The sequence below is a fragment of the Bradyrhizobium sp. USDA 4538 genome (assembly GCF_024171045.1).
Lineage (GTDB): Bacteria > Pseudomonadota > Alphaproteobacteria > Rhizobiales > Xanthobacteraceae > Bradyrhizobium > Bradyrhizobium australafricanum.
On sequence record NZ_JALJZE010000001.1, the window covers coordinates 3,756,547 to 3,781,578 of the forward strand.

Annotated in this window: 27 protein-coding genes; 17 read left to right on the forward strand and 10 right to left on the reverse strand. The window is 65.2% G+C overall.

Annotation, left to right across the window (positions count from 1 at the left end):
* Window positions 1-76: 76 nt before the first annotated feature.
* The 3 genes from hemW to rph are packed head-to-tail and all read right to left on the reverse strand — an operon-like array spanning window position 77 to window position 2,581.
* Window positions 77-1,234, reverse strand: a complete 1,158-nt coding sequence (hemW, locus tag J2R78_RS16895) for a radical SAM family heme chaperone HemW (protein ID WP_253605737.1) — start codon at window positions 1,232-1,234, stop codon at window positions 77-79.
* Window positions 1,221-1,856 carry an RdgB/HAM1 family non-canonical purine NTP pyrophosphatase gene (gene rdgB / locus J2R78_RS16900; RefSeq protein ID WP_253605739.1) on the reverse strand — a complete coding sequence of 212 codons (636 nt, stop codon included), beginning with the start codon at window positions 1,854-1,856 and terminating at the stop codon, window positions 1,221-1,223. Before rdgB ends, hemW begins: the two co-directional genes overlap by 14 nt.
* A gap of 11 nt (window positions 1,857-1,867) precedes the next feature.
* Window positions 1,868-2,581, reverse strand: a complete 714-nt coding sequence (rph, locus tag J2R78_RS16905) for a ribonuclease PH (RefSeq protein WP_016841497.1) — start codon at window positions 2,579-2,581, stop codon at window positions 1,868-1,870.
* Between the two features lie 182 nt (window positions 2,582-2,763).
* On the opposite strand from rph, the gene hrcA reads away from it, so the two are divergent.
* On the forward strand, window positions 2,764-3,852 hold the full coding sequence (gene hrcA / locus J2R78_RS16910) for a heat-inducible transcriptional repressor HrcA (RefSeq protein WP_016841498.1): 1,089 nt from the start codon (window positions 2,764-2,766) through the stop codon (window positions 3,850-3,852).
* A 165-nt stretch (window positions 3,853-4,017) separates the two neighbouring features.
* Window positions 4,018-4,623, forward strand: coding sequence for a nucleotide exchange factor GrpE (grpE, locus tag J2R78_RS16915; protein WP_028341763.1), 606 nt, complete (start codon window positions 4,018-4,020; stop codon window positions 4,621-4,623).
* 48 nt (window positions 4,624-4,671) lie between these two features.
* Here the strand turns inward: grpE and J2R78_RS16920 are convergent, their stop codons facing one another.
* The 4 genes from J2R78_RS16920 to J2R78_RS16935 form a co-directional block, all read right to left on the reverse strand.
* On the reverse strand, window positions 4,672-5,097 hold the full coding sequence (locus J2R78_RS16920) for a VOC family protein (protein WP_253605741.1): 426 nt from the start codon (window positions 5,095-5,097) through the stop codon (window positions 4,672-4,674).
* A gap of 68 nt (window positions 5,098-5,165) precedes the next feature.
* Window positions 5,166-6,020, reverse strand: a complete 855-nt coding sequence (locus tag J2R78_RS16925) for an AraC family transcriptional regulator (protein WP_253605743.1) — start codon at window positions 6,018-6,020, stop codon at window positions 5,166-5,168.
* A gap of 22 nt (window positions 6,021-6,042) precedes the next feature.
* Entirely contained in the window at window positions 6,043-6,753 is a 711-nt protein-coding gene (gene pncA / locus J2R78_RS16930; protein ID WP_253605745.1) for a bifunctional nicotinamidase/pyrazinamidase, read from the reverse strand.
* Window positions 6,754-6,837: 84 nt separating this feature from the next.
* Window positions 6,838-7,773, reverse strand: a complete 936-nt coding sequence (locus J2R78_RS16935; protein ID WP_253605746.1) for a hypothetical protein — start codon at window positions 7,771-7,773, stop codon at window positions 6,838-6,840.
* Window positions 7,774-7,865: 92 nt separating this feature from the next.
* On the opposite strand from J2R78_RS16935, the gene J2R78_RS16940 reads away from it, so the two are divergent.
* The 9 genes from J2R78_RS16940 (at window position 7,866) to J2R78_RS16980 (ending at window position 15,460) form a co-directional block, all read left to right on the forward strand.
* Complete coding sequence (locus J2R78_RS16940) at window positions 7,866-8,135, forward strand: hypothetical protein (RefSeq protein WP_253605748.1); 270 nt, start codon at window positions 7,866-7,868, stop codon at window positions 8,133-8,135.
* Window positions 8,136-8,340: 205 nt separating this feature from the next.
* Entirely contained in the window at window positions 8,341-10,242 is a 1,902-nt protein-coding gene (dnaK, locus tag J2R78_RS16945; protein ID WP_026192053.1) for a molecular chaperone DnaK, read from the forward strand.
* A gap of 170 nt (window positions 10,243-10,412) precedes the next feature.
* On the forward strand, window positions 10,413-11,540 hold the full coding sequence (dnaJ, locus tag J2R78_RS16950) for a molecular chaperone DnaJ (protein ID WP_050383491.1): 1,128 nt from the start codon (window positions 10,413-10,415) through the stop codon (window positions 11,538-11,540).
* A gap of 99 nt (window positions 11,541-11,639) precedes the next feature.
* Complete coding sequence (locus J2R78_RS16955) at window positions 11,640-12,242, forward strand: class I SAM-dependent methyltransferase (RefSeq protein WP_026192052.1); 603 nt, start codon at window positions 11,640-11,642, stop codon at window positions 12,240-12,242.
* A 48-nt stretch (window positions 12,243-12,290) separates the two neighbouring features.
* Window positions 12,291-12,869 carry an NADPH-dependent FMN reductase gene (locus J2R78_RS16960; RefSeq protein ID WP_253605750.1) on the forward strand — a complete coding sequence of 193 codons (579 nt, stop codon included), beginning with the start codon at window positions 12,291-12,293 and terminating at the stop codon, window positions 12,867-12,869.
* A 6-nt stretch (window positions 12,870-12,875) separates the two neighbouring features.
* Window positions 12,876-13,586 (forward strand): orotidine-5'-phosphate decarboxylase, encoded by a 711-nt coding sequence (pyrF, locus tag J2R78_RS16965; protein WP_253605751.1) that lies wholly within the window; start codon window positions 12,876-12,878, stop codon window positions 13,584-13,586.
* Between the two features lie 21 nt (window positions 13,587-13,607).
* Complete coding sequence (locus J2R78_RS16970; RefSeq protein WP_028335765.1) at window positions 13,608-13,910, forward strand: DUF1330 domain-containing protein; 303 nt, start codon at window positions 13,608-13,610, stop codon at window positions 13,908-13,910.
* A gap of 66 nt (window positions 13,911-13,976) precedes the next feature.
* Window positions 13,977-14,789: a 4-hydroxy-tetrahydrodipicolinate reductase gene (gene dapB, locus J2R78_RS16975; RefSeq protein ID WP_016841511.1), complete on the forward strand. Its 813-nt coding sequence runs from the start codon at window positions 13,977-13,979 to the stop codon at window positions 14,787-14,789.
* A 47-nt stretch (window positions 14,790-14,836) separates the two neighbouring features.
* A complete protein-coding gene (locus J2R78_RS16980; RefSeq protein WP_253605753.1) occupies window positions 14,837-15,460 on the forward strand; it encodes a 2,3-bisphosphoglycerate-dependent phosphoglycerate mutase in 624 nt (207 codons plus the stop codon).
* Between the two features lie 62 nt (window positions 15,461-15,522).
* Here J2R78_RS16980 and J2R78_RS16985 read toward each other — a convergent pair whose 3' ends face one another.
* Together J2R78_RS16985 and J2R78_RS16990 are read right to left on the reverse strand one after the other, a co-directional pair.
* A complete protein-coding gene (locus J2R78_RS16985) occupies window positions 15,523-16,419 on the reverse strand; it encodes a bifunctional helix-turn-helix domain-containing protein/methylated-DNA--[protein]-cysteine S-methyltransferase (RefSeq protein ID WP_028335763.1) in 897 nt (298 codons plus the stop codon).
* A gap of 273 nt (window positions 16,420-16,692) precedes the next feature.
* Window positions 16,693-17,253, reverse strand: a complete 561-nt coding sequence (locus tag J2R78_RS16990; protein WP_253605755.1) for a DUF2244 domain-containing protein — start codon at window positions 17,251-17,253, stop codon at window positions 16,693-16,695.
* Between the two features lie 22 nt (window positions 17,254-17,275).
* On the opposite strand from J2R78_RS16990, the gene nth reads away from it, so the two are divergent.
* The 6 genes from nth to J2R78_RS17020 all read left to right on the forward strand — a co-directional run bounded on the left by nth (window position 17,276) and on the right by J2R78_RS17020 (window position 24,205).
* Window positions 17,276-18,061, forward strand: coding sequence for an endonuclease III (nth, locus tag J2R78_RS16995; RefSeq protein WP_253605757.1), 786 nt, complete (start codon window positions 17,276-17,278; stop codon window positions 18,059-18,061).
* Between the two features lie 106 nt (window positions 18,062-18,167).
* Complete coding sequence (locus J2R78_RS17000; protein WP_168856183.1) at window positions 18,168-19,313, forward strand: HlyD family secretion protein; 1,146 nt, start codon at window positions 18,168-18,170, stop codon at window positions 19,311-19,313.
* The gene (locus tag J2R78_RS17005; RefSeq protein ID WP_253605758.1) at window positions 19,300-20,928 is read left to right on the forward strand and encodes an MFS transporter; all 1,629 of its coding nucleotides are present in this window, start codon (window positions 19,300-19,302) and stop codon (window positions 20,926-20,928) included. The genes J2R78_RS17000 and J2R78_RS17005 overlap by 14 nt, the downstream gene beginning before the upstream one ends.
* Window positions 20,929-21,081: 153 nt before the next feature.
* Window positions 21,082-22,134, forward strand: a complete 1,053-nt coding sequence (locus tag J2R78_RS17010) for a type III polyketide synthase (RefSeq protein WP_253609840.1) — start codon at window positions 21,082-21,084, stop codon at window positions 22,132-22,134.
* On the forward strand, window positions 22,131-22,643 hold the full coding sequence (locus tag J2R78_RS17015) for an isoprenylcysteine carboxyl methyltransferase family protein (protein ID WP_253605759.1): 513 nt from the start codon (window positions 22,131-22,133) through the stop codon (window positions 22,641-22,643). The genes J2R78_RS17010 and J2R78_RS17015 overlap by 4 nt, the downstream gene beginning before the upstream one ends.
* A 59-nt stretch (window positions 22,644-22,702) precedes the next feature.
* Window positions 22,703-24,205, forward strand: coding sequence for a DHA2 family efflux MFS transporter permease subunit (locus J2R78_RS17020; protein ID WP_253609841.1), 1,503 nt, complete (start codon window positions 22,703-22,705; stop codon window positions 24,203-24,205).
* On the opposite strand, the gene J2R78_RS17025 is transcribed toward J2R78_RS17020, so the two are convergent.
* Window positions 24,202-24,954: a sulfate transporter family protein gene (locus J2R78_RS17025; protein WP_057020368.1), complete on the reverse strand. Its 753-nt coding sequence runs from the start codon at window positions 24,952-24,954 to the stop codon at window positions 24,202-24,204. The two genes, J2R78_RS17020 and J2R78_RS17025, sit on opposite strands and share 4 nt — an antisense overlap.
* Between the last annotated feature and the right edge of the window lie 78 nt (window positions 24,955-25,032).

Genomic DNA, 25,032 nt, shown 5'->3' on the forward strand with positions numbered 1-25,032 from the left:
GCCAGCTCCTTTGCATGGGGTTGTTTTCGATATTTTGGCAGCGTGCCGTTCCGATTCAATTGGAACGGGGTAGGCTCTAGGCGGCGAGATCCGCAACGACCGCGTCGAGCACCGGGAATCCCGACGTCGTCACCCGCAGTCGTCCGTCGGCGTCGACGGCGATCGCGCCTTCCTCGCGCAGCATCGCGATCCGGTGCGGGTCGAGCTGGCGGCCGGAGAGCTTCGCATAGCGCTTGGGATCGATGCCCTCGGCGAGCCGCAGCCCCATCAGCAGAAACTCGTCGGCGCGTTCTTCGCTGTTGAGGCTGTCATCGCTGACGACGCCGTGACCGCGCTCCTCGACGTTCAACAGCCACGCCTCGGGGCGCCGCTCGGTTGCGGTCGCGTGCCTGACGCCATCGATGTCGAGCCTTCCATGTGCGCCGGGGCCGATGCCGGCATATTCCTCACCGCGCCAGTAGACGAGGTTGTGCTTGCACTCCGCGCCGGCGCGGGCGTGATTGGAGATCTCATAGGCCGGCAACCCCTCGCGGGCGCAGACCTCCTGCGTCACGTCGTAGAGCGCGCGCGCGGTCGCTTCATCCGGCGTCTGCAATTTGCCGGCAGCATGCAGCCCGAAGAACGGCGTGCCTTCCTCGATCGTGAGCTGGTAGAGCGACAGGTGCTCGGCCGCTTCCGAGATCGCCTGCTTCAGTTCATCGGCCCACATCCGCGGCGTCTGGTCCGGGCGGGCATAGATCAGATCGAACGAGTAACGGTCGAACGCAGAGCGCGCGATCGCGACCGCGTCGAGCGCCTCGCGCGCGGTGTGCAGGCGGCCTAGCGCTTTCAGCGAGGCGTCATCGAGCGCCTGCACGCCGAGCGAGACGCGGTTGACGCCGGCTGCGCGATACCCGCGAAAGCGCGTCGCCTCGACGCTGGTCGGATTGGCCTCGAGCGTGACCTCGACATCGCGCGAGACCTGCCAGTGCTTGCCGATGGCATCGAGCACGGCGCCGACGGTCTGTGGCTGCATCAAGGACGGCGTGCCGCCGCCGAGGAAGATCGAGGACACCTGCCGCCCCGGCACGCGCGCGGCCGTCGTCTCGATCTCGCGGGCGAACGCGCGCACGAAACGCTCCTCGTCGACCGGCGCATGCCGCACATGGCTGTTGAAATCACAATACGGGCATTTCGACAGGCAGAACGGCCAGTGCACGTAGACGCCGAAGGCTTCTCGGTCAGCGTGGCTCAAGGCAGATCTCCGCGAGCTTCACGAAGGCGCGGGCGCGATGCGACAGGCCGAGCCCGAGCGGCGGCAGGCCGTGCTTCTCGATGCTGGTCATCTCGCCGAAGGTCCGCGTGTAGCCGTCGGGCAGGAAGGCCGGATCGTAGCCAAAGCCGGCAGTGCCACGCGGCGGCCAGACCAGGGTTCCATCGGCGCGGGCCTCGACCTCCTCGAGATGATCGTCGGGCCAGGCCACGCACAACGCCGACACGAAGTGCGCCTTGCGCCGGTCCGGTGCGGTGGCGCCGCGTTCCTGCAGCAGCCGCTCGATCCGCGTCATCGCCGCCATGAAGTCCTTGCCCTCGCCGGCCCAGCGCGCCGAGTAGATCCCGGGCGCTCCGTCGAGCGCATCGACCACGAGGCCGGAATCGTCGGCGAAGGCGGGCAGTCCGGTCGCCTTCGCTGCCGCAATCGCCTTGATCGCCGCGTTGGCGCGAAAATTGTCTCCGGTCTCCTCGGGCTCGGCGAGGTCGAGCTCGCCGGCCGACACCACCTCGACGCCGTGCGGCGCCAGCAATTCCCGCATCTCGGCAAGCTTGCCGGGATTATGGGTGGCGATGACGAGCCTTCCGGTGATTCGGCGGTGCATGACCAATCTGACTACGCCACCGCGATCTTTTGCAAGTCGACCAGACGCGCGACACCTTTGCGCGCCAGCGCCATCAGCGCCAGGAATTCACCTTCCGAGAACGGCGTCTTCTCGGCGGTGCCCTGCACCTCGATGATCCGGCCGTCGCCGGTCATGACGAAATTGGCGTCGGTGTCGGCTTCGGAATCCTCGGCATAATCGAGATCGAGCACCGGCGTGCCCTGGTAGATGCCGCAGGAGATCGCCGCCACATTGTCGCGCAACACATTGGTCTTCAGCATGTTGCGGGTCTTCATCCAGTTGATGCAGTCGGCCAGCGCCACCCAGGCACCGGTGATGGAGGCGGTGCGGGTGCCGCCGTCGGCCTGGATGACGTCGCAATCGACCGTGATCTGGCGCTCGCCGAGCGCCTCGAGATCGACCGCCGCGCGCAGCGAGCGGCCGATCAGCCGCTGAATCTCGACCGTGCGGCCGCCCTGCTTGCCGGCCGAGGCCTCGCGGCGGGTGCGTTCCAGGGTGGCACGCGGCAGCATGCCGTATTCGGCGGTGACCCAGCCGCGGCCCTGGCCCTTCAGCCACGGCGGCAATCGCTCTTCCAGCGTGGCGGTCACCAGCACATGGGTGTCGCCGAACTTCACCATGCAGGAACCCTCGGCATATTTGACGACGCCGCGTTCCAGCGACACGGGACGCAGTTCATCGGGTGCACGGCGGCTTGGCCGCATGAAATCCTCCAGAAATCCGAGAAAATTGGCTGGCCGTGCTTGTAGGAGCGGGAAGGGGCAGCGGCAAGGGTTTTGGCGAGGGTTTTCGGCCCCGGTATGGTCCGGTACGAGGGGGCAGAATGCATGCTTGTCATCGGCCTCCCGGATCGACAAATTATGCAGTAATTGTGAGGGACTGGAGTGTGACTCACCACGATCCGATTGGCCTGATCGCGCCGCATGCCGGGCTCGCCCAGCTCAACGAGCGTTCGCGCGACATTTTTCGTCAAATCGTCGAAAGCTATCTCGCGACCGGCGAGCCGGTCGGTTCGCGCAACATCTCGCGCCTGATTGCATTACCGCTGTCGCCGGCCTCGGTCCGCAATGTGATGTCGGATCTCGAGCAGCTCGGCCTGATCTATGCGCCGCATACCTCCGCCGGCCGGTTACCGACCGAACTCGGGCTGCGCTTCTTCGTCGATGCGCTGATGCAGGTCGGCGACCTCACCGAGGCCGAGCGTCAGTCGATCCAGACCCAGCTTGCTGCCGTCGGCCGCGCGCAATCCGTCGAGGCCGCGCTTGGCGAAGCCTTGACGCGGCTGTCGGGACTGACCCGCGCCGCGGCGGTGGTGCTGACGCAAAAGTCGAATGCGCGGCTGAAGCATATCGAGTTCGTCCGGCTGGAGCCGGAGAAGGCGCTGGTCGTGCTGGTCGGCGAAGACGGCCAGGTCGAAAACCGCGTCCTGGCGCTGCCGCCGGGTGTTCCATCCTCGGCCCTGACCGAAGCGACCAACTTCCTCAATGCGCGGATCCGCGGCCGCACGCTGGCCGAAGCGCGGCTCGAGCTCGAGACGGCATTGACGCAAAACCGCGCCGAGCTCGATCAGCTCACCCAAAAGGTGGTCGCGGCGGGCATCGCAAGCTGGTCCGGCGGCGAGAACGAGGACCGCCAGCTGATCGTGCGCGGTCACGCCAATCTGCTCGAGGATCTGCATGCGCTCGACGATCTCGAGCGCATCAAGTCGCTGTTCGACGATCTCGAAACCAAGCGCGGCGTGATCGATCTGCTCGGCCGCGCCGAACGCGGCGAGGGCGTGCGGATCTTCATCGGCTCGGAGAACAAGCTGTTCTCGCTGTCGGGTTCCTCCACCATCATCGCGCCCTACGGCGACGCCCAGGGGCGGATCGTGGGCGTCCTCGGCGTGATCGGACCGACGCGGCTGAACTATGCGCGGGTGATCCCGACCGTCGATTATGCCGCGCGCATCGTCAGCAAGATGCTGGGCGGCTGACCGGAGGGCGATTTCGCTTTCATTTGACGGGTTTTCTTCACCCAAGCCGGAGATTCCTGTTCCCGAGACCGGTATGTTGCGCTTGATTTTCGCCGGCCAAAGCACGATATCCCGGCAAGCAATCCCCAAGATTTGAACCGACGCGAGTTTTCGAGAAGGCAAGCCATGACCGATCCGAACCGGGCCAATGACAACACCGAGAATTCGGCGCCGACGGGTGAGCCCGTGGTCTCGAAGCCGTACATCATGCCTGACGAGCCCGAGGCCGGATCGGCGGAGGCGCTGACCAAGGAACTCGCCGAGGCGCGCGACCGGACGCTGCGCACCCTGGCCGAGATGGAGAATCTCCGCCAGCGCACCCGCCGCGAGGTCGCCGACGCCAAGACCTACGGCATCACCGGCTTTGCCCGCGACGTGCTCGATATCGCGGACAACCTGCAGCGCGCGCTCGATGCGGTGCCGGCCGAGACCAAGGAAGCCGCCGATCCCGGCCTGAAGGCGCTGATCGAAGGCGTCGAGCTGACCGAACGTTCGCTGCTCAACGCGCTGGAGAAGAACGGCGTCAAGAAGTTCGACCCGATCGGCGAGAAGTTCGATCCGAACTTCCAGCAGGCGATGTTCGAGGTGCCAGATCCGTCGGTGCCGTCGGGCACCGTGGTGCAGGTCGTGCAGGCCGGTTACATGATCGGCGAGCGCATCCTGCGTCCGGCGCTGGTCGGCGTCTCCAAGGGCGGCGCCAAGGCCGCCCCGACCGCCGACATCACCGCCTGATCCGTCCGATCCCGGCTGCCCCTTTGCGAGTTCGCGGATTGCGCGGGCTCACGGTCGCGGCTTCTCGTGTGCCTTCGGCCAATAGGTGCCGAAGCTCCAGAGATTTCCCTCCGGATCGCGGCAGGCGAAGTCGCGGCTGCCATAGTCGGTATCGCGCAGTTCCATCTCGATCTTGGCGCCGGCAGCCTTGACCTTCGCGTGCAGCGCGTCGGGATCGCCGACGGCGATATAGATCGAGTCGGTGCGGCGGTGGTCGAGGTCGCCGACCAGCTTGCCATAGGCGTCGTCACGGCTCTGACCCAGCATCAGCATCGAGGAACCATAGGCGAGCTCGGCGTGATGGATCACGCCACCGTCGCGGTAGACGACGTGTTCGGTGAACCCAAGCACCGTCGTGAGCCAATTGGTCATCGCCTCGGCGTCCTTGCAGCGCAGGGTCGGGTAGATGCGGGGCGGTTCGATGTCGTGCGTCATGGTCGCTCACCTCCTTGGCTGACGGCGCCATCCTGCACGAGGCAACGCGGCGTCGGCTTGAAGGTTTGTTACCAGTCCGGCAGCCCATTGTCGGAATGGACCAGCCGGCGGTCGGTCAGCGCCTGGCGGCGCGCCCAGGCGGTTGGCGGTTCGCCTGCGAATTCGACGAACTCGCGGGCGAGATGGGCCTGGTCGGCATAGCCGCTTTCCGCCGCGATCCCCGCCCAGCCGAGCGCGGCGCCGCTTTGTGCCAGGCTGCTCGCTCGGTGAAACCGCATCATGCGCGCCAGCGATTTGGGGGCGAGGCCGAGCTCGGACCGAAACCGGCCGGCAAGATGCTTGCGGCTCCAGCCGATCTCGTCGGCCAATGCCGTGATGCTGATGGCGCCGGCCGAACGCGCCAGTTTTCGATAGGCGAACGCGATTTCGGGAGACGGCATGTGGCCGGCGCGGCGCAGCACGAACGCCTCGATCAGGTCGAAGCGGCGCTGCCAGCACGTCACGGCGCCGAGCTGTTCGCGCAGACGACGGCCATCATGGCCGAGCACATCGTCGATATCGACCATGCGCCCGACCAGGTCGGTCACGGCGCCGCCGAAGAAGCCGTAGGCGCCGAGCGGGGTGAAATCGACCTGCACGCAGGCAGCGTGGCCGTCGGACTCGATGTAGACAGGCCCGGCATGCAGGCCGGCGGCGAAGCTGAGCTGACGGTCGGCCGCATCGGGCTCGCGCGACAGCGCGATCAGGAACGGCGAGCCGAAACTGATGATCAGCGGGACGATCAGCGGCGCGGTCTGCCGCTGCGCGAACCGGCCCGTTGCGGTCTCGCGATAACCGGTGATCCGGACGATCAGGCCGGCCATGCGCGGCGACGGCAGGCGCTGCGCGAGATCGAATGCATGAGGTGACGCAGGCTCGGCCATGCGAATCTCGCGAGGCTGCGTCTTACGCGATATCCGAGGACTGGATGCGCTTGACGCCGGCCTTGGCCATGTCGTCCCAGGCCTTGGCGAGCGATCCCTGGGTGTCGATGCCGCGGCAGGCATCTTCCACCACATAGGTCTCGAAGCCGGCCTTGCGCGCATCGAGCGCGGTCCATGCCACGCAGAAATCGGTGGCGAGCCCGGCCACGAAAACCCGCTCGACGTTGCGCGCCTTCAGATAGGCGGCGAGCCCGGTGGTGGTCTTGCCGTCGGCCTCGGTGAAGGCGGAGTAGCTGTCGACGTCCTTGTGAAAACCCTTGCGGATGATCAGCTCGGCCTGCGGGATCGCGAGTTCCTTCGACAGCGAGGCGCTGTCGGTACCCTGGACGCAGTGGTCGGGCCACAGCACCTGCTTGCCATAGGCAAGGTCGACGATCTCGAACGGCTTCTTGCCGGAATGGGTCGAGGCAAAGGAGATGTGTCCGGGCGTATGCCAGTCCTGCGTCATCACCACATTGGCAAAGCTCTTGGCGATCTTGTTGATCACCGGCACCACCTGCTCGCCGTCCTTCACGGCGAGGCTGCCGCCGGGCAGGAAGCAGTTCTGGACGTCGATCACGAGCAGCGCGGAGCCGTCGTCGGGCTTGATCGCAGCCGCCCAGAGGTGCTTTGGAACCAGCGCCGCGAGCGCCAGCGTACCGAGCCCTGCAACGACCTGTCGTCGATCCAACATCGCGCCCCTCCTCGCTCTGATAACCGTGCGCGAAGGCTAGTTCCGTTCGTGGAGCTGCGAAAGTCCGATTTTTCGGCGGCCCTGTCAGCCGCGCGGCTGGATGCCGTCGCGCACCGCGCGGAAGCGCGGGAAGGCCTTCTCCCAATCGGTGCGCGGGGAGCTGCCGATGATACGCATCGATGTTTGCGCGCCGAACCGCAGCCACTGCACGATGGTCACCGGGGTATTGTCCTTGCCGCTGACGGCTTCGATGCGCGTCTCGAAGCCGGGCTGGCCGTCGATCCGGATCGGTTCGGACATGGTGATCCGCCCGTCGCGCACGCCGGGGATGGTGGTGGCGATCTGCTGGGCGAAGCGGCCGCGATCATCCGGTGTGGCCGGGGCCGAGCCGATGAGGCCAAGCAGCATGAAGGGCTTGGTCTCAAGGCCCTTGTCGTCGCCGTCGGCCATCAGCAGCGCCGCGCCCGGCGCCAGCATGCGGACATTCTTGAAGCTGCTGAGCTCGGTGACCTTGAACGGCATCATGCCGAGCTGTTCGTCGACCGGCACCTCGTTGCGGATCTGGGCGGTGGCGAACATCTGTCGCACGGCGTCGTCGGTGTAGATCTTGCTGGCGTTCTCCGGCACCTGGACCGCGACATAGCCGGAGAAGGTCGGTCCCGGCAGGATCATGGAATAGCGCCGCACATTGGTGGTGCCGTCACGCGCGCTCTCCACGGTGTAATAGGCGAGGCCGGCCGGCGTCTCGAGGCTCTCCGGCTTGATGTTTCCGCTACCGGCCGGGTTGGCCTTGAAGGCGCTCACGACCTCGTTGTAGGCGTCCGCGGGCAGATCGGCGATCAAGACCTTCACGCCCTGGTCCTCGGTCTCGAAGCCGATGAACGACTTGGCGCGGTTGAGGCCCATCAGCGGCTTCATCCCGACATGCGCGCCCGGCGGAAACACCACGTCGGCGGCAAAGCCACGACAGGTGGCAGCAAGCAGCAAGGCAACCGCAACGAGAAGTCGAAAAGGCGTCATGGGGGATCTACCGGTTTTGCTTGGTGGCCGCGCAACGGGGCCGGTGCAGGGCTGGATGGCCTCTTTCAGTCGGACCGCTTTTAGCGGTTTTGATGACCCTGCAACAGGCCGCCAAAGCCACGCTCCGGGCCTGCAGGCCCGATTCCATGGGCTTTTCGTCCCGATTGGCCGGCACTTTCCAGTTTCCCGACGTTTCCGACGATCGGCCACCAGCGGCCAAACAGCGCGCCCTCGGCCTGTGCGCCGCTCTCGCATACGACGTTTGTGAGTGTTCACTCAACAGCGCGGACGTCGTGCAGCGGATGTTCGCGGTCGCCAGCGGGCCGCATCATTGCCGATTTGTTAACTTGGATCGGGCTTGAACCGGCGCTGCAGCCGGGCTGACACAATCTTTCAAACGTCAGTCTTTTCAGGCCTCAACGTTGCGTCCAGTCCTTGCGGGCAGGACCCTCTCTCCTATATCAGGCTCACCGTCGCAATATCGCGAGTATGTGAACGTCTGGGGGTTCGGTACGGAGCGCCGTCAGGGCCCAACCAACCTGCCGTAGCAAAGAGGATATCAAAACCATGGGTAAGGTCATTGGGATCGACCTCGGCACCACGAATTCGTGCGTCGCCGTAATGGATGGCAAGAACGCCAAGGTGATCGAGAATGCCGAGGGCATGCGAACGACGCCGTCGATCGTTGCTTTCACTGACGATGGCGAGCGCCTCGTCGGCCAGCCGGCGAAGCGCCAGGCGGTGACCAATCCCGAGCGTACGTTCTTTGCGGTGAAGCGCCTCATTGGCCGCCGCTATGACGACCCGATGGTCGAGAAGGACAAGAAGCTCGTTCCCTACAAGATCGTCAAGGCATCGAACGGCGACGCCTGGGTCGAAGCCGATGGCAAGACCTATTCGCCCTCGCAGGTCTCGGCCTTCATTCTGCAGAAGATGAAGGAGACCGCTGAGGCGCATCTCGGCCAGAAGGTCGAGCAGGCCGTCATCACGGTTCCCGCCTATTTCAACGACGCGCAGCGTCAGGCCACCAAGGACGCCGGCAAGATCGCCGGCCTCGAAGTGCTGCGCATCATCAACGAGCCGACGGCTGCCGCGCTCGCCTACGGTCTCGACAAGTCGAAGTCCGGCACGATCGCCGTGTACGACCTCGGCGGCGGCACCTTCGACGTCTCGATCCTCGAGATCGGCGACGGCGTGTTCGAGGTGAAGTCGACCAACGGCGACACCTTCCTCGGCGGTGAAGATTTCGACATGCGCCTGGTCGGCTATCTCGCCGACGAATTCCAGAAGGAGCAGGGCATCAACCTGCGCAACGACAAGCTCGCCCTGCAGCGCCTGAAGGAAGCTGCGGAGAAGGCCAAGATCGAGCTGTCGTCGACCACGCAGACCGAAATCAACCTGCCGTTCATCACGGCTGACCAGACCGGTCCGAAGCATCTGACGATGAAGCTGACCCGCGCCAAGTTCGAGGCGCTGGTGGCCGATCTCGTCGAGAAGACCATCGAGCCATGCCGCAAGGCGCTGAAGGATGCCGGCCTGACCGCCGGCGAGATCGGCGAAGTGGTGCTGGTCGGCGGCATGACCCGCATGCCGAAGATCCAGGAAGTCGTGAAGCAGTTCTTCGGCAAGGAGCCGCACAAGGGCGTCAATCCCGACGAGGTCGTCGCGATCGGCGCTGCGATCCAGGCCGGCGTGCTGCAGGGCGACGTCAAGGACGTGCTGCTGCTCGACGTGACCCCGCTGTCGCTGGGCATCGAGACGCTGGGCGGCGTGTTCACCCGCATCATCGACCGCAACACCACGATCCCGACCAAGAAGAGCCAGGTGTTCTCGACCGCCGAAGACAATCAGGGCGCCGTCACCATCCGGGTCTTCCAGGGCGAGCGTGAAATGGCGGCCGACAACAAGATGCTCGGCCAGTTCGACCTGATGGGTATTCCGCCGGCTCCGCGCGGCATGCCGCAGATCGAGGTGACCTTCGACATCGACGCCAACGGTATCGTCAACGTCTCGGCCAAGGACAAGGCGACCGGCAAGGAACAGCAGATCCGGATCCAGGCATCCGGCGGTCTGTCCGAAGCCGACATCGACAAGATGGTCAAGGACGCCGAGGTCAACGCGGCCGAGGACAAGAAGCGCCGCGAGGCTGTCGACGCCAAGAACCATGCCGACGGGCTGGTTCACTCGACCGAGAAGGCTCTGGCCGAACACGGTTCGAAGATCGCCGACACCGAGCGCCGCGCGATCGAAGACGCCGTCAGCGACCTCAAGGAAGCGCTGAAGGGCGACGACGCCGAGGCGATCAAGGCCAAGACCAACACGCTGGCGCAGGCTTCGATGAAGCTCGGCGAGGCCATGTACAAGCAGCAGGCCGAGGCCGATGCGGCCAAGGACGCTGCTAAGGATGACGTTGTCGACGCGGAGTTCACCGAGGTCGACGACGACAAGAACAGCAAGAAGTCTGCTTAAGCGGATTTGCGATCATGACCCTCACACCAATGAGCACGCGCCGCGTCTCGGAGGAGTGGGGGTCATTTTTCTTTAAGGCGATCGCTGCATCTTCCAGACAGGCGCAATCCTTGACGCAATCGTCAGCGCAATCTTTGGCGATCGCGATGAACTTCGGACGGAATTGAAGGATGTCCACCAAGCGCTGCTATTACGAGACCCTCGAGGTTGAGCGGAACGCGGACGAGACCAAGCTCAAATCGGCTTTCCGCAAGCTCGCGATGAAATGGCATCCGGACAAGAATCCGGGCGACGCCACCAGCGAAGTCCGATTCAAGGAAATCAACGAAGCCTATGAGGTGCTGAAGGACGGCGACAAGCGCGCCGCCTATGACCGCTTCGGCCATGCCGCTTTCGAGCAGGGCATGGGCGGTGGCGGCCCCGGCTTCGGCGCCGGCTTCGCCTCATCCTTTTCCGACATTTTCGAAGACCTGTTCGGCATGGCCGGGCAGCGTCGCAGCGGCGGCCGCGAGCGCGGAGCCGACCTGCGCTACAACATGGAGATCACGCTCGAGGAGGCCTTCCAGGGCAAGACCGCGCAGATCGAGATTCCGGTCTCGGTCACCTGCGAATCCTGCTCGGGCACCGGCGCCAAGGCCGGCACCAAGCCGAAGACCTGCTCGCATTGCGGCGGCGCCGGCCGTGTCCGGCAGGCCCAGGGCTTCTTCACGCTGGAGCGGACCTGTCCCGGCTGTCAGGGTCGCGGCCAGATGATCGAGGATGCCTGCACCTCCTGCGCCGGTTCCGGCCGGGTGACGCGCGAGCGCACGCTGTCGGTCAACATTCCCCCGGGCGTCGAGGACGGCACCCGCATTCGTCTCGCCGGCGAAGGCGAGGCCGGTGTCCGCGGCGGACCGCCCGGCGACCTCTACATCTTCCTGTCGCTGACCACGCACCAGTTCTTCCAGCGCGACGGCGCCGACCTGCACTGCCGCGTGCCGATCTCGATGGTGACCGCAGCGCTCGGCGGTGAATTCGAGGTGCCGACCATCGACAAGGGCAAGACCAAGGTGAAGGTGCCGGCCGGCACCCAGTCCAGCCGGCGATTCCGCATCGCATCAAAGGGTATGCCGGTGCTCCGTTCGCGCCAGACCGGCGACATGTATGTCCAGGTCGTGGTCGAAACGCCGCAGAATCTGACCAAGAAGCAGCAAGAACTGCTGATGGAGTTCGAAAAGCTGTCGTCCGGCGCAACCCAGCCGGAGGCCGCGGGTTTCTTCTCTAAGGTCAAGGACTTCTTTGGCAATCGCTCCGTCTAGCCGCAGTCGTTATGCTTGACCGTAACGACTTCGACCTATACGTCTTTGTGACTGTTTTCTGACAACCGCTCGATTGTGCGGTCCCCGCCTGGTAGCGACATGCCTTTGCAATCGTCCGTGCGTGCGTCGAAGAAGCCCCTCCGTCTCGACGACGAGGTTCGATTTCTCCGTTCATGGATGGAGAAGCCGCTGCATATGGGCGCGGTGATGCCGTCCGGACGGCTGCTCGCCCGCACCATGGCGCAATATGTCGATCCCGACGCCGAGGGGCCGGTCGTCGAACTTGGACCCGGCACCGGGGCGATCACCAACGCGCTGATCGAGCACGGCGTGGATCAGAAGCGTCTCGTCCTGGTCGAATACAATCCCGGCTTCTGCGCCTTGCTGCGCGAACGCTATCCGCACGCCAGGGTCGTCCAGGGGGATGCCTATACGCTGCGCGATACGCTGTGGGAGGTACTTAAATCTCCCGCCTCAGCCGTGGTCTCCGGCCTGCCGCTCGTCACCAAGCCGATGCTGACCCGCCTGAGGCTGGTCCGTGACGCCTTCCTGGCGCTCGCACCCGGCGCGCCGTTCATTCAGTTCACCTATTCGGTGGTGCCTCCGATTCCGAAGTCGCTGCCGGGCGTGTCCACAGAGGCCTCCGAGCGGATCTGGATGAACCTTCCGCCCGCGCGGGTCTGGGTGTATCGCAAGGGCTGACCACCCGGCGCCGTCGCGCCGGGCGTGCGCCATACCTGCGATTTCAAAATGTCCGCGCTGAAAATCCTCGTGATCCCCGGATCGCTTCGGTCAGGCTCGCTCAATGCGAAGCTGGCTGCCGTGCTGGCGCACGAACTGGCGCAATCCGGCGCCGACGTCACCCGCATCTCGCTCGGCGATTTTCCGCTGCCGATCTATGACGGCGACCTGCAGGCGAAATCCGGCGTGCCGCAGCATGCCGTGAATCTGAAGCGGATGATCGGCGTCCATCATGGCGTGCTGATCGTGACGCCGGAATACAATTCCTCGGTGCCGGCGCTGGTGAAGAACACGATCGACTGGGTGAGCCGCGTGCAGGATCCGCATGAGGTGCGAGGTCAGGTGTTCCACGGCCGCGCGTTCGCGATTTCAGCCGCATCCGGCAACCGGCTCGGCGGCACCCGCGCGCTGGCTGCGCTGCGCCTGATCCTGACGGCGTGCCGCGCCACCGTGATCCCAAACCAGCTCGCGCTGTCATTTGCCGAGCAGGCCTACGACGATATGGATCATCTGAAGCACCAAGCCGACATCGACGCGATGCGCGCGCTGGTACGGCAGCTGATCGACCATTCTCAACGCATGATGTGAGGTGACATGCAGCCAGCCAGGATCGCTCCAAGAGACCGGTTGATCGTGGCGCTCGATCTGCCGTCCGTCGCCAGCGCCGAGGCGATGATCGACCGGCTCGGCGATGCCGTCAGCTTCTACAAGATCGGCTATCAGCTCGGTTATGCCGGCGGCCTCATCCTGGCGAAGCAGCTTGCAGGCAGCGGCAAGAAGGTCTTCCTCGATCTGAAGCTGCACGACATCGGCAACACCGTCGCGCGCGGGGTCGAAAGCGTCGCCGGGCTCGGCGCGACCTTCCTCACCGTGCATGCCTACCCGCAGACCATGAAGGCGGCGGTCGAGGCACGCGCCGGCTCCGGCCTGAAGATCCTCGCGGTGACGGTGCTGACCTCCTACGACGACACCGATCTGCATGCGGCGGGCTATCGCCTCAACGTCTCCGATCTCGTCGAAGCGCGCGCCAAACAGGCGCAGGCGCTTGGCGTTGACGGCCTCGTCAGCTCGCCCGAGGAGGCCGCCGCCTTGCGCAAGATCGTCGGCGATCAGATGAACCTGGTGACGCCGGGTATCCGACCCGCGGGCTCGGCAACCGGCGACCAGAAGCGCATCATGACGCCGGCTCGCGCCATTGCCGCCGGCGCCGACTATCTCGTGGTCGGACGTCCGGTGATGGAAGCCGCCGACCCGAAGGCATCAGCCGAAGCCATTCACGCCGAAATCGCCCAGGCGCTCGCCTGAACAACAAGAGGGAGAACAGAGATGGCGAAGGGATACTGGATTGGACGCGTCGACGTTCACAATGACGAGGGCTACAAGCCCTACGCGGTGGCCAACCTTGCGATCTTCAAGAAGTTCGGCGGCCGTTACGTGGTGCGCGGCGGCCAGCTCAACTGCGTCGAGGGAGAGAGCCGCTCCCGCAATGTCGTGATCGAATTTCCCGACTACGCAACCGCGATGGCCTGCTACAACTCCCCGGAATACCAGGCCAACATCAAGGTGCGGCAGCCGCATTCGATCGCCGACCTCATCATCATCGAGGGCTATGACGGCCCGCAGCCCTGATCGCGGGTTGGCCGGTTCGGTTGCCGGAACAGCCTTGGCTCGCTATATCGCGTGGAGAGGTGAGCCATGGCTGACATGCGTCTGATTGTTGCGGGAGCCGGCGGCCGGATGGGCCGCACGCTGACGCGGGTGATTTCCGAAACCCCGGGGGCGGTGCTGGTCGGTGCGCTGGAAGCACCGGGCTCGGAACTGCTCGGCAAGGACGCCGGTGTGCTCGCCGGCCTCCCCGCCAATGACGTCAAGCTGTCGGCCGATCTGTGGTCGATGTCGGCCGGCGCCGACGGCATCCTGGATTTCACCGTGCCGGCCGCGACCATCGCCAACGTCGCGATCGCGGCCGAGCGCGGCCTCGTTCACGTCATCGGCACCACCGGGATGTCGCCGTCCGACGATGCGGTGATCCGCAGCGTGACCAATCGCGCCATCGTGGTGAAGTCAGGCAATATGAGCCTCGGCGTCAATCTGCTCGCCGCGCTGGTCAAGCGCGTCGCGCAATCGCTCGACCAGAGCTTCGATATCGAAATTCTCGAGATGCACCACAAGTCCAAGATCGATGCGCCGTCGGGCACCGCCTTGATGCTCGGCGAAGCCGCGGCCGCGGGACGCGGAATCGCGCTCGATCAGCATTCGGCGCGCGGCCGCGATGGCCTCACCGGTGCGCGGCGCGCGGGCGATATCGGCTTTGCCTCGTTGCGCGGCGGCACTGCGGCCGGCGATCACAGCGTGATCTTTGCCGGCCCCTCCGAGCGCATCACGCTCTCGCACCATGCAGAGGATCGCGCGCTGTTCGCGCAGGGCGCGCTGAAGGCAGCGCTGTGGGCGCATGGCAAGAAGCCCGGCATGTATTCGATGGCCGACGTCCTCGGGTTGAGCGACTGACACCGCTCGACGGAATGAAATCCAGCTAAGCGAAAACGGAATCTGAAATGAGTGATCGTCTCCTTGTGCTCGTTCGTCACGGTCAGAGCGACTGGAATCTGAAGAACCTGTTCACCGGGTGGAAGGACCCTGATCTCACCGAGCAGGGCGTCAACGAAGCGAACGAGGCCGGCCGCAAGCTGAAGGCGCAGGGCCTGTCGTTTGATGTCGCGTTCACCTCCGATCTTACCCGTGCGCAGCACACGCTGAAGCTGATGCTGGAGCAGATCGGCCAGACCGGTTTGCCGACCACGAAGAACCTTGCGCTCAACGAACGCGATTACGGTGATCTCTCCGGCCTCAACAAGGACGACGCCCGCAAGAAGTGGGGCGAGGATCAGGTTCTGATCTGGCGCCGTTCCTACGACGTGCCGCCACCCGGCGGTGAAAGCCTGAAGGATACGCTGGCGCGCACGCTGCCCTATTACGTGCAGGAGATCCTGCCCGGCGTGCTGCGCGGCCAGCGCACGCTGATCGCCGCCCACGGCAATTCGCTGCGCGCGCTGATCATGGTGCTGGAGAGGCTGACGCCGGAGCAGATCCTCAAGCGCGAGCTCGCCACCGGCGCGCCGGTGGTCTATCGGCTCAATGCCGATTCCACCGTTGCGTCCAAGGTCGATCTCGCGGGGTAGAGGTTTGATGTTGTCATTCCGGGGCGATGCGCAGCATCGAACCCGGAATGACGAGATAGAGGTTAGTGCAATCCGACCTGGCCGGCTTCCCAGCCCAGCATCGCCTGCTTGCGGGTGATGCCCCAGTGATAGCCGGTCAGCGCGCCGCTTTTGCCGAGTGCGCGATGGCAGGGCACCACGAACGACACCGGGTTGCGGCCGACCGCGGCGCCGACCGCGCGCGAGGCTTTCGGGCTGTTGATCTTGCAGGCGATGTCGGAATAGCTGACCGCGCGGCCCATCGGGACCTTGAGCAGCGTCTCCCACACCCGCACCTCGAAGTCGGTGCCGATCAAAACGACGCGCAGCGGCTGGTCCGCCCGCCACAACCTTGTATCGAACACGCGCTGCGCCAGCGCGGTGGTGCCGTCGGTGTCCTCGACATAGGTCGCGTTCGGCCAGCGCCGCTTCATGTCGGCGAATGCGGTCTGCTCGTCGCCGTGATCGGCGAAGGCAAGCCCCGCAAGCCCGCGATCCGTTGCGATCACGATCGCGGTGCCGAACGGCGAGGGATGGAAGCCGTAGCGCAGCGTCATGCCGCCTGCGCCGGTCTTCCATTCGCCCGGCGACATCGCCTCATGCGTGACGAACAGGTCGTGCAGCCGTCCCGGCCCTGACAGGCCGGAGTCGAGTGCCGCATCGAGCACGCTGGCGGAATCGCGCAGCAGGTTCTTGGCGTGGTCCAGGGTCAGCGCCTGCATGAAGGCCTTCGGCGTCAGCCCGGCCCAGCGGCGGAAAAGATGGTGCAATTCATCCGGCGTGACGGCGGCGGCATCGGCCATCGCTTCGATGGTCGGCTGTGTGCGCCAATGCTCCGAGATGAACGCGATGGCGCGCCGAACCGAGTCATAGTCGCGCAGCGCGGCGCTCTGGAGGCCCGGCTTGGCCAGGCGCTGGTCGTGTATGGCGAGTGTCATCATGGTGTCTGATTTAGGAGCCATGGCGCGTCCAAACCACCCGATTTCTGACAAGCATGATCCGGAAAAGTGGGGACCGGTTTTCCGACGAGATCATGCTCAAAAGTAAGCTCGACTAGTGTCCCGAATCCGAAGTTCGCATCATTTGCCGCACCTTCGGAGCGAACTTCGGATTCGATAAGGACACTTGCAAACCTTTGATTCTAGTGTGCTTTATGAATGCGAAGTTCGTGAAAGTGGTTGCCGCGAAATCGCACGAACTTCGCATTCAGCACACTAGCGGATGGGGTTGTAAGTCGGGCCGCGTTTCGCGGCGTTGAGCGCCGCCGTCAAGGCCTTGGAGAAGCTGGCTTTTTCGTCCGGGCCGAGGAAGCTGCCGACGCTGACCCGGCGGCCCCGGGAGACCAGATAGAGCCGCTCGATACCGAACTCCTCATGCGAGATCTGTTCGAACCGCACCCAGAGCGGATTGAGCACCCATTCGGCCACATGGCCGCGATGGCTGATCCTGCGCACCCGCAGTTCCGACGGTGTGACGGTGATCTCCTCGCTCGCCTTGGCGGAGCGGAAATTGACCTTGAACGCCCAATAGATCACCAGCGCGTCGAGGCCGAAGAAGCCGAAGATCGGCCAGGCGCCCAGCCACCAGAACACCGCGCCGGCGATGAAGCTGACCACGGTGACGAACGACATCAGCACGATAAAGCCGGTGCGATTCAGCGAGCGGTGCGGCGTCAGCAATGCCGAGAACAGTTTGGGCTCGGCCTCAGCGGCATCATCCGCGAGGTCATCGGCCCTGAGGTCTTCGCCCGGATCAAAGTCGTTGCCTGCGGTCATGGCGTCTCAGTATATCCGGTTCATGGCCAAAATCATCCGCTCTCAACGCGCCAGCACATCAAGCGTTCGATCTGCTCCGAAGAAGAAGCCTGCGAAAGCGGCAAGGCTGCTGCCCAAACGCGAGGCAAAGAAGGCGGCCAAGACGGCCGCCAAGCGAACGGTAAAGCCGAAGCCATGGACATCGGAGGAGGTCTACGAGGCTTTCGACCGGTTCCGCCAAGCCAATCCCGAACCCAAGGGCGAACTCGAGCACCTCAACCCCTACACGCTGCTCGTTGCGGTGGTGCTGTCGGCGCAGGCGACCGACGCCGGCGTCAACAAGGCGACGCGAGCGCTGTTCGCGGTCGCCGACACGCCGGCGAAGATGCTTGAGCTCGGCGAGGACAGGGTGCGCGACTACATCAAGACCATCGGGCTCTATCGCAACAAGGCGAAGAACGTCATCGCGCTCTCGCAGAAGCTGATCGCCGAGTTCGGCGGCGAGGTGCCGCGCACGCGCGCCGAGATCGAATCGCTGCCCGGCGCCGGCCGCAAGACCGCGAATGTCGTGCTCAACATGGCATTCGGCGAGCACACGATGGCGGTCGACACCCATGTGTTTCGCGTCGGCAACCGCACCGGGCTCGCGCCCGGCAAGACGCCGCTCGAGGTCGAGCTGGGATTGGAGAAGGTGATCCCGACCGAGTTCATGCTGCACGCCCATCACTGGCTGATCCTGCATGGGCGCTACACCTGCCTCGCCCGCGGTCCACGTTGCGACGTATGTCTGATCAATGATCTCTGCCGGTGGCCGGAAAAGACCGTCTGAGGCATGATCGTCGTCATGTGCTATCAGGGCGTTTTCGAGCGAAGTGGATATCGGTTCGCGTGATAGGTTCGTCGGTTGTTCCGGTGCGTGATTGAGGGAGTGCGGTGTGGCAGAGCAGGTTGAAGATGGTCCGTCACCCGCCAGCCAGACCGCGCCTGCTGCGGCACCTGCCAAGCCGCAACCTTCGGCAAGCGGCTTCTGGAGCCGTTTCGCGATTCCGCTGTTTGCCGTGCTCGTCGCGCTGGTGTTCGTCGCGGTGGCGACCAGTCGTTGGGATGCCTGGGTCGGCAGCGCCACGATCCAGACCACCAATGATGCCTATGTGCGCGCCGAATTGACCCAGCTCTCCAGCCGCGTGTCCGGCGAGGTGCTCACCGTCGCCGTCTCCGATTTCCAGCACGTCAAGGCCGGCGATCTCCTGGTGCAGATCGATCCGGCCGATTACCAGGCGCAGGTGGCGCAAGCCGAGGCCGGCGTGGTCGGTGCGCAGGCCGTGCTCGACAACCTCAACAACCAGGTCGAGCTGCAATATGCGACCATCGCGCAGGCCGAAGCTGCGCGGCTGTCCGCGGAGGCGCAGCAGACTCTGGCACGCCAGGAGGAAGAGCGTCAGCAGTCGCTGTCGCAAACCGACGCCGGCACGCGGCAGCGGCTCGAGCAGGCGACCGCATCCTACGCCAAGGCGGAGGCCGACGTGCGCGCCAGCCGCGCTGTCATCGCGGCACAGCGCCATCAGCTCGAGGTCCTGCAAGGCACCAAGAAGCAGCGTGCCGCCGACCTCGACGCCGCCAAGGCGCTATTGGCATCGGCCAAGCTCAAGCTTGGCTACACCAAGATCGTCGCGCCGTTCGACGGCGTCACCGGCGAGCGCCAGGTCCAGCCGGGCGACTACGTCAACATCGGCGCCAATCTGATCAACGTCGTGCCGCTGCCGAACGTCTATGTGATCGCCAACTACAAGGAGACCCAGCTGACCAACGTCAAGCCGGGCCAGCCGGTCGAGGTCACCGTGGATACGTTCGCGGGCCAGAAGCTGCGCGGCGTCGTCGAGCGCATCGCGCCGGCGAGCGGATCGCAATTCGCGCTGCTGCCGCCCGATAACGCCACCGGCAATTTCACCAAGGTGGTGCAGCGCATTCCGGTGCGGATCCAGTTCGACAAGGGCCAGCCCTTGCTCGAGCGCCTGCTGCCGGGCATGTCGGTCGTCACGCGGATCGACACCGGCGAGGCGGTCGCCAATGGCGGAAAGTGATGACCGCGACCGTGGTCCGGTCTCGCGCGGCGACGTTGCGCGCTATCCGCTGTTCGCGGTCGTCGCCGTGCTGCTCGGCGCGTTCCTGGCGAATTTCGACAGCCGACTGACCTCGGTCGGCCTGCCCGATCTGCGCGGCGCGTTCTCGCTCAGCTTCGACGAGGGCGCCTGGCTCTCGACGGCTGCCATCGGCTCGCAGATCTTCGTCGCGCCTGCGGTGGCCTGGCTTGCCACCGTGTTCGGCCTGCGCCGGGTGCTCGGCATTCCGAGCCTGGTCTATGCCGCGGTCTCGCTGACTATTCCGTTCGTGCGCGACTACACGACGCTGATCGCGCTCAGCATCGCCCACGGCATGCTGCTCGGCACCTTCGTGCCGGCGACGCTGATGATCATCCTGCGCAATTTGCCGATCCGATGGTGGTTGCCGGCGATTGCGATGTACTCGATCCGCGTCGGCTTCGCGCTCGACTCCTCGAGCTCGCTGGTCGGTTTCTATGTCGAGCATCTCGGCTGGCAGTGGCTGTATTGGCAGGGCGTGGTGATCGCGCCGCTGATGGGGCTGATGGTGTATCTCGGCACCCCGAAAGAACCCGTCAATCGCGACCTGCTGCACCATGCCGATTGGGGCGGCATGCTGCTGCTCGGCGCCGGGGTGTCGATGGTCTATGCCGGGCTCGATCAGGGCAACCGACTGGACTGGCTGTCGTCGGGCACGGTGATGGCGCTCTTGATCGGCGGCGGGCTGTTGATTGTCGCCTTCATGATCAACGAAATGGTCGCGCGCCGGCCGTGGGCGCATTTCAACGTGCTGTTCTCGCGCAATATCGGCCTCTCGCTGGTCGTCATCCTGCTGTACACACTGACCAGCCTGTCGAATTCGTCGCTGGTGCCGAACTTCCTCGGCACCGTCGGCGCGCTGCGGCCGGAGCAGTCGGGCGTGCTGCTGTTCACCTACGGCGCGCTGCCGATGTTCGTGCTGGTGCCGATCTCGATTCTGCTGCTGCGCCACCTTGATCCGCGCATCGTCGTGGTACTCGGCTTCTCTGCATTCGCGGCCGCCAATCTGTGGGGCACGCAGCTGAGCCATGTCTGGGCACGCGACGACTTTGTCGGCATCGTCCTGCTCACGTCGATCGGGCAGGCGTTCACGCTGCTGCCGATCATCATCATGGCGCTGTCGAATTCCGATCCGTCGCGGGCGACGGCGTTCGCGGCCTATATCCAGATCATGCGCCTCGGCGGCGCCGAGATTGGCGTCGCGCTGATGGGGACCTGGCTGCGGGTCCGCGAGCAGATCCATTCGAACTATCTCGGACAGCACGTCCAGAATGGCGATATCGACGTCGTGAACCTGCTGAAGCGGCTGGCAGGTGAATTTTCCGGCCACGGCATCGGGACAGCGACGGGGCGCGCCGTCGGCACGCTGGCGGCGCTGGTGCAGCGCGAGGCCAACACGCTCGCCTATATCGACGGCTTCTGGCTGTGCTTCTGGCTCGCGATCCTGGCGCTGGTCCTGGTCGCCCTGATCACGCGCGCGCCGCAGGGCCCGTTGTCGCCGCTGCCGCTCGGCTTGGTGAAGAGCGTGATGCGCAGGCTGGGCGCCACCGCTTCCTGATTTGCGAAGAGGCGGCGCGGATATCGGCGCCAGGTCAACTTATCGGGTCAATTTATAGTGAATGCGGCGCTCGCGCTATGTCGCAGGCGTGTTGAAATATTTTGCTCATCGCGCGGTTCCAAGAGCGGGGGAATTGGAGCCACGATGATCGAGATGAAGCAGACGGCCGCGCTTGTTTCCCTGGCGACGGCGGTTCCACCGCATCTATTCCATCAGGGACAGGTCCTGCAGGCCGCGCGCAATCTCCTCGCCGACCGCTATGCCGAGTTCGAGACGCTCTCCAGCCTGTTTGCCAACACCGGCATTCAGCATCGCTACGGCGTCAAGCCGATCGAATGGTATCTCGAACGGCGCGGCTGGCCGGAGCGAACGCTGGCGTTCCTGGAGGGCGCGGAGACGCTGTACGTCGACGTGGCCCGCAAGGCGATTGCGCGCGCCGACCTGACCGGCCGGGACATCGATATCGTGGTCACGGTGTGCTCGACGGGTATAGCCACGCCGACGCTGGAGGCGCGCGTCGCCGGCAAGCTCGGTCTGCGGACGGATGTGTCGCGCGTGCCGGTGTTCGGCCTGGGCTGCGCGGGCGGCGTGTCGGGCCTGTCGATCGCGGCGCGGCTGGCCGAAGCGCGGCCGGGAGCGAACGTGCTGCTGGTTGCGCTCGAACTCTGCACGCTCGCGGTCCGGCACGACGAGCTCACCAAGGCAAATATCGTTGCGGCCAGCCTGTTCGGCGATGGCGCGGCCGCGATCGTGCTGCGTGCCGGGGACGGTGGTGCGACTCGGATCGAGGCGACGGGCGAAAAGCTGTGGCCGGATACGCTCGACATCATGGGCTGGACGGTCGATCCCGAAGGATTCGGCGTGGTCTTTCAGCGAACCATTCCGGATTTCGTCCGCGACCATGTTGGACCAGCCGTCGCCGAAATCCTGGCGCGGATGCAGCTGACCGCCGATGACATCGACCGCTTCCTCTGCCATCCCGGCGGCGCCAAGGTCATCGCCGCGCTGGAGCGGGCACTCGCGCTCGATCAGGGCACGCTCGATCACGAACGCGACGTCATCGCGGCTTGCGGCAACATGTCAGGCCCGACGGTTCTCTTTGTTCTCGAACGAGCCTGCGCCAAGGGATTGCCGCCGCGCTCGCTGCTCACGGCGCTCGGGCCGGGCTTCACGCTCAGCTGCGTTGCGCTCAGGCACGCGGCGTGAGCTTCGCGTCGGTCATCCTCGCGCTGGTCACGCTGCAGCGTCTCGGCGAGCTCGTGCTGTCACGTCGCAACACGGAGCGGCTTCTCGCACGGGGCGCGGTCGAGGTCGGCGCCAATCACTACCCGCTCATTGTCCTGGTTCACGCCGGCTGGCTGACCGCGCTGTGGATCTGGGGCCGCGACCAGGACGTCAATCTGGCCGCGCTGGCGGGTTTTCTGCTGCTGCAAGGCTTGCGGGTGTGGATCCTCGCCGCGCTCGGGCCGCGATGGACCACGCGAATCGTCGTGCTGCCGGGCGCGCCACTGGTCGCATCCGGGCCCTACCGATATTTCCCGCATCCAAACTACGCCGTCGTGGTTGGTGAAATCGCGCTGCTACCCCTCGCGCTGCACCTGCCGCGATTGGCGCTGATCTTCACCCTCCTCAATCTCGCGCTGCTTGCGGTCCGGATTCGGATCGAGAACCGCGCGCTCACCGTTTCCGAATGGCCACGCACAAGCACGCCATGAGCAAGGCGGATCACCGAACCGACAGCCCATCGGCTGCGACCTGGGCCGGCTTCCTCCTGATGTGCTTCGGCATGTTCATGGCGATTCTCGACATCCAGGTCGTCGCAACCTCGTTGCCGACGATCCAACGCGCGCTAGCGATCTCGCCGGCGGCGATGAGCTGGATCCAGACCGCCTATCTGATCGCGGAGGTGATCGCGATCCCACTGACCGGCCTCTTCACGCATGCGCTGTCGTTGCGATGGCTGTTCGCGCTTGCGGTGAGCCTGTTCACTGCCGCCTCGGTCGGCTGCGCCCTCAGCGGCGGTTTTGCCGCGCTGCTGGCGTTTCGCGTGCTGCAGGGATTTTCCGGCGGCGTGCTGATCCCCGCAGTGTTCTCCGCCGTGTTCACGCTGTTCCCGGCGCGGCTTCATCCGGTGGCCACCACGATCGGCGGCGTCGTCGCGGTGCTCGCGCCGACCGTTGGACCCGTCGTCGGCGGCTGGATCACGCAGACCTGGTCGTGGCCATGGCTGTTCCTGATCAATCTGGTTCCGGGAACGGTGGCAGCCGCGGTCACGCCGTTGCTGCTTCCGAGGGAAGGCGTGCAGCTTCGGGCGTTCTCCAGACTGGATAAATGGTCGCTTGTCCTGCTCGCAGCGACGCTCGCAAGCTTCATGATCGGTCTGAAGGAAGCGCCGCAACGCGGTTGGGCCTCGATGCCTTGCCTCGGCCTGCTCATCGGAAGCATTGCGGGGTTGGCGCTGCTGATCCGGCGCACGCTCCGCGCGGCCTATCCGATCGCGCAATTGACGCTCTTCAAGCGGCGTCCGTTCGCGATCGGTTGCGCACTGAGCTTTTGCCTCGGCATTGGGCTGTATGGATCGACCTATCTGATGCCGGTATTCCTCGGTTTCGTCCGCCGCCATGACGCCTTCGAGATCGGCACGATCATGCTGGTCACGGGGGTTGCGCAGCTCGTCGCCGCGCCGCTTGCGGCGATCCTGGAAAGCCGCGTCGGCGCGCGGCGCTTGACCGGTGCGGGCTTCGCCTTGTTCGCGCTCGGCCTCGGCTGGAGCGCCATTCAGCCGCGCACGGCGGATTTTGGCGAGATGTTCTGGCCGCAGGTCGTGCGCGGCGTCGCGATCATGTTCTGCCTGCTGCCGCCGACGCGCATTGCGCTGGGCGCGCTGCCGGAGGCGGAAATTGCCGACGCCAGCGGACTGTTCAACCTGATGCGCAATCTGGGCGGCGCGATCGGGATCGCTCTGATCGATACCATCCTCTATGGGCGAAGCCCAATGTATGGCGAGGATTTCCGCGTGCGCCTGCTGGCGGGGGATGTCACCGCGGCGCAGGCGATCGGGCTCGATCCGAAGTTGCTGATCGATCGCCCGCCGGGTCTGCCGGACGATGCAACGGTGGCGTTCATCCGGCCGTTGGTCGAACGGGCCTCGCTCGCACTCACCGCGAACGAGGCATGGGCGATGCTCGCCTGCGTGGCGATCGTCGGACTGCTGCTCGTGCCCTTCGCAAGCGATCGGGTGCCGGCATCGCTGCCCGAGCTTCCGGATACCACCTAGACCGAGGACACGTTGGTTCGCCGCGCCGGCTCGATCAGCTCGCGCCGCGGGCCCGACAGCCGCTTGTACATGTGCACCATGAAGGCCATGCCGAACAGCGGCGTCGCCAGGTTGACGATCGGGATCGAGACGAAGGCAGCGATGAACAGGCCCGCTGTAAAGACTGTCGCCGCGTTCTCCTTGCGCATCGCCTTGGCGTCATCAGGCGAGCGGAACCGCATCGCCGCAAGCTCGAAATATTCGCGGCCGAGCAGCCAGGCGGTCGCGAGGAAGAAGATGATGAAGCCCGCGCCCGCGAACAGCACGAACGGCAGCGCGACAAGATAGACCAGGATCGTCAGCAGCGCGGTCTTGACGCCCTCGATCGTCGCGAGCGTGACCGGCAGCGCCACGCCGGGATGGTCGGCCGGATAATGCTCGCGCTCGACATGGTCGGCGACGTCGTCGACAAACAGGCTCGCCACCAGCGAGGTGATCGCGGGCATCAGGAAGATGCCGCCGAGCACGACGCCAAGGCCCGCCGAGATCGAGACGATCCAGGACAGCACGTGCAGCGTGGAATGGAAGTTGGGGCCGAGCATGCCTTCGGCCCAGACCTCTCCATAGTCGGCAAACCAGCTCAGCAGCCGCTGCAATCCGATCGCCAGCACGGTGATCAGCACCAGCGCAAGCCCGATCGAGCGCCACAGGATCGAGCGCATCGGCGGCGACAGGATTTGCGAAAGCGCCTTGACGGCGGCGGCTAACATGACTGGGCTACCTCTGCACAAATGACCCGCGAGAGGTAGACACCCAATATGGCTTCGGCAAGTGCCGTTTGTGCCGCG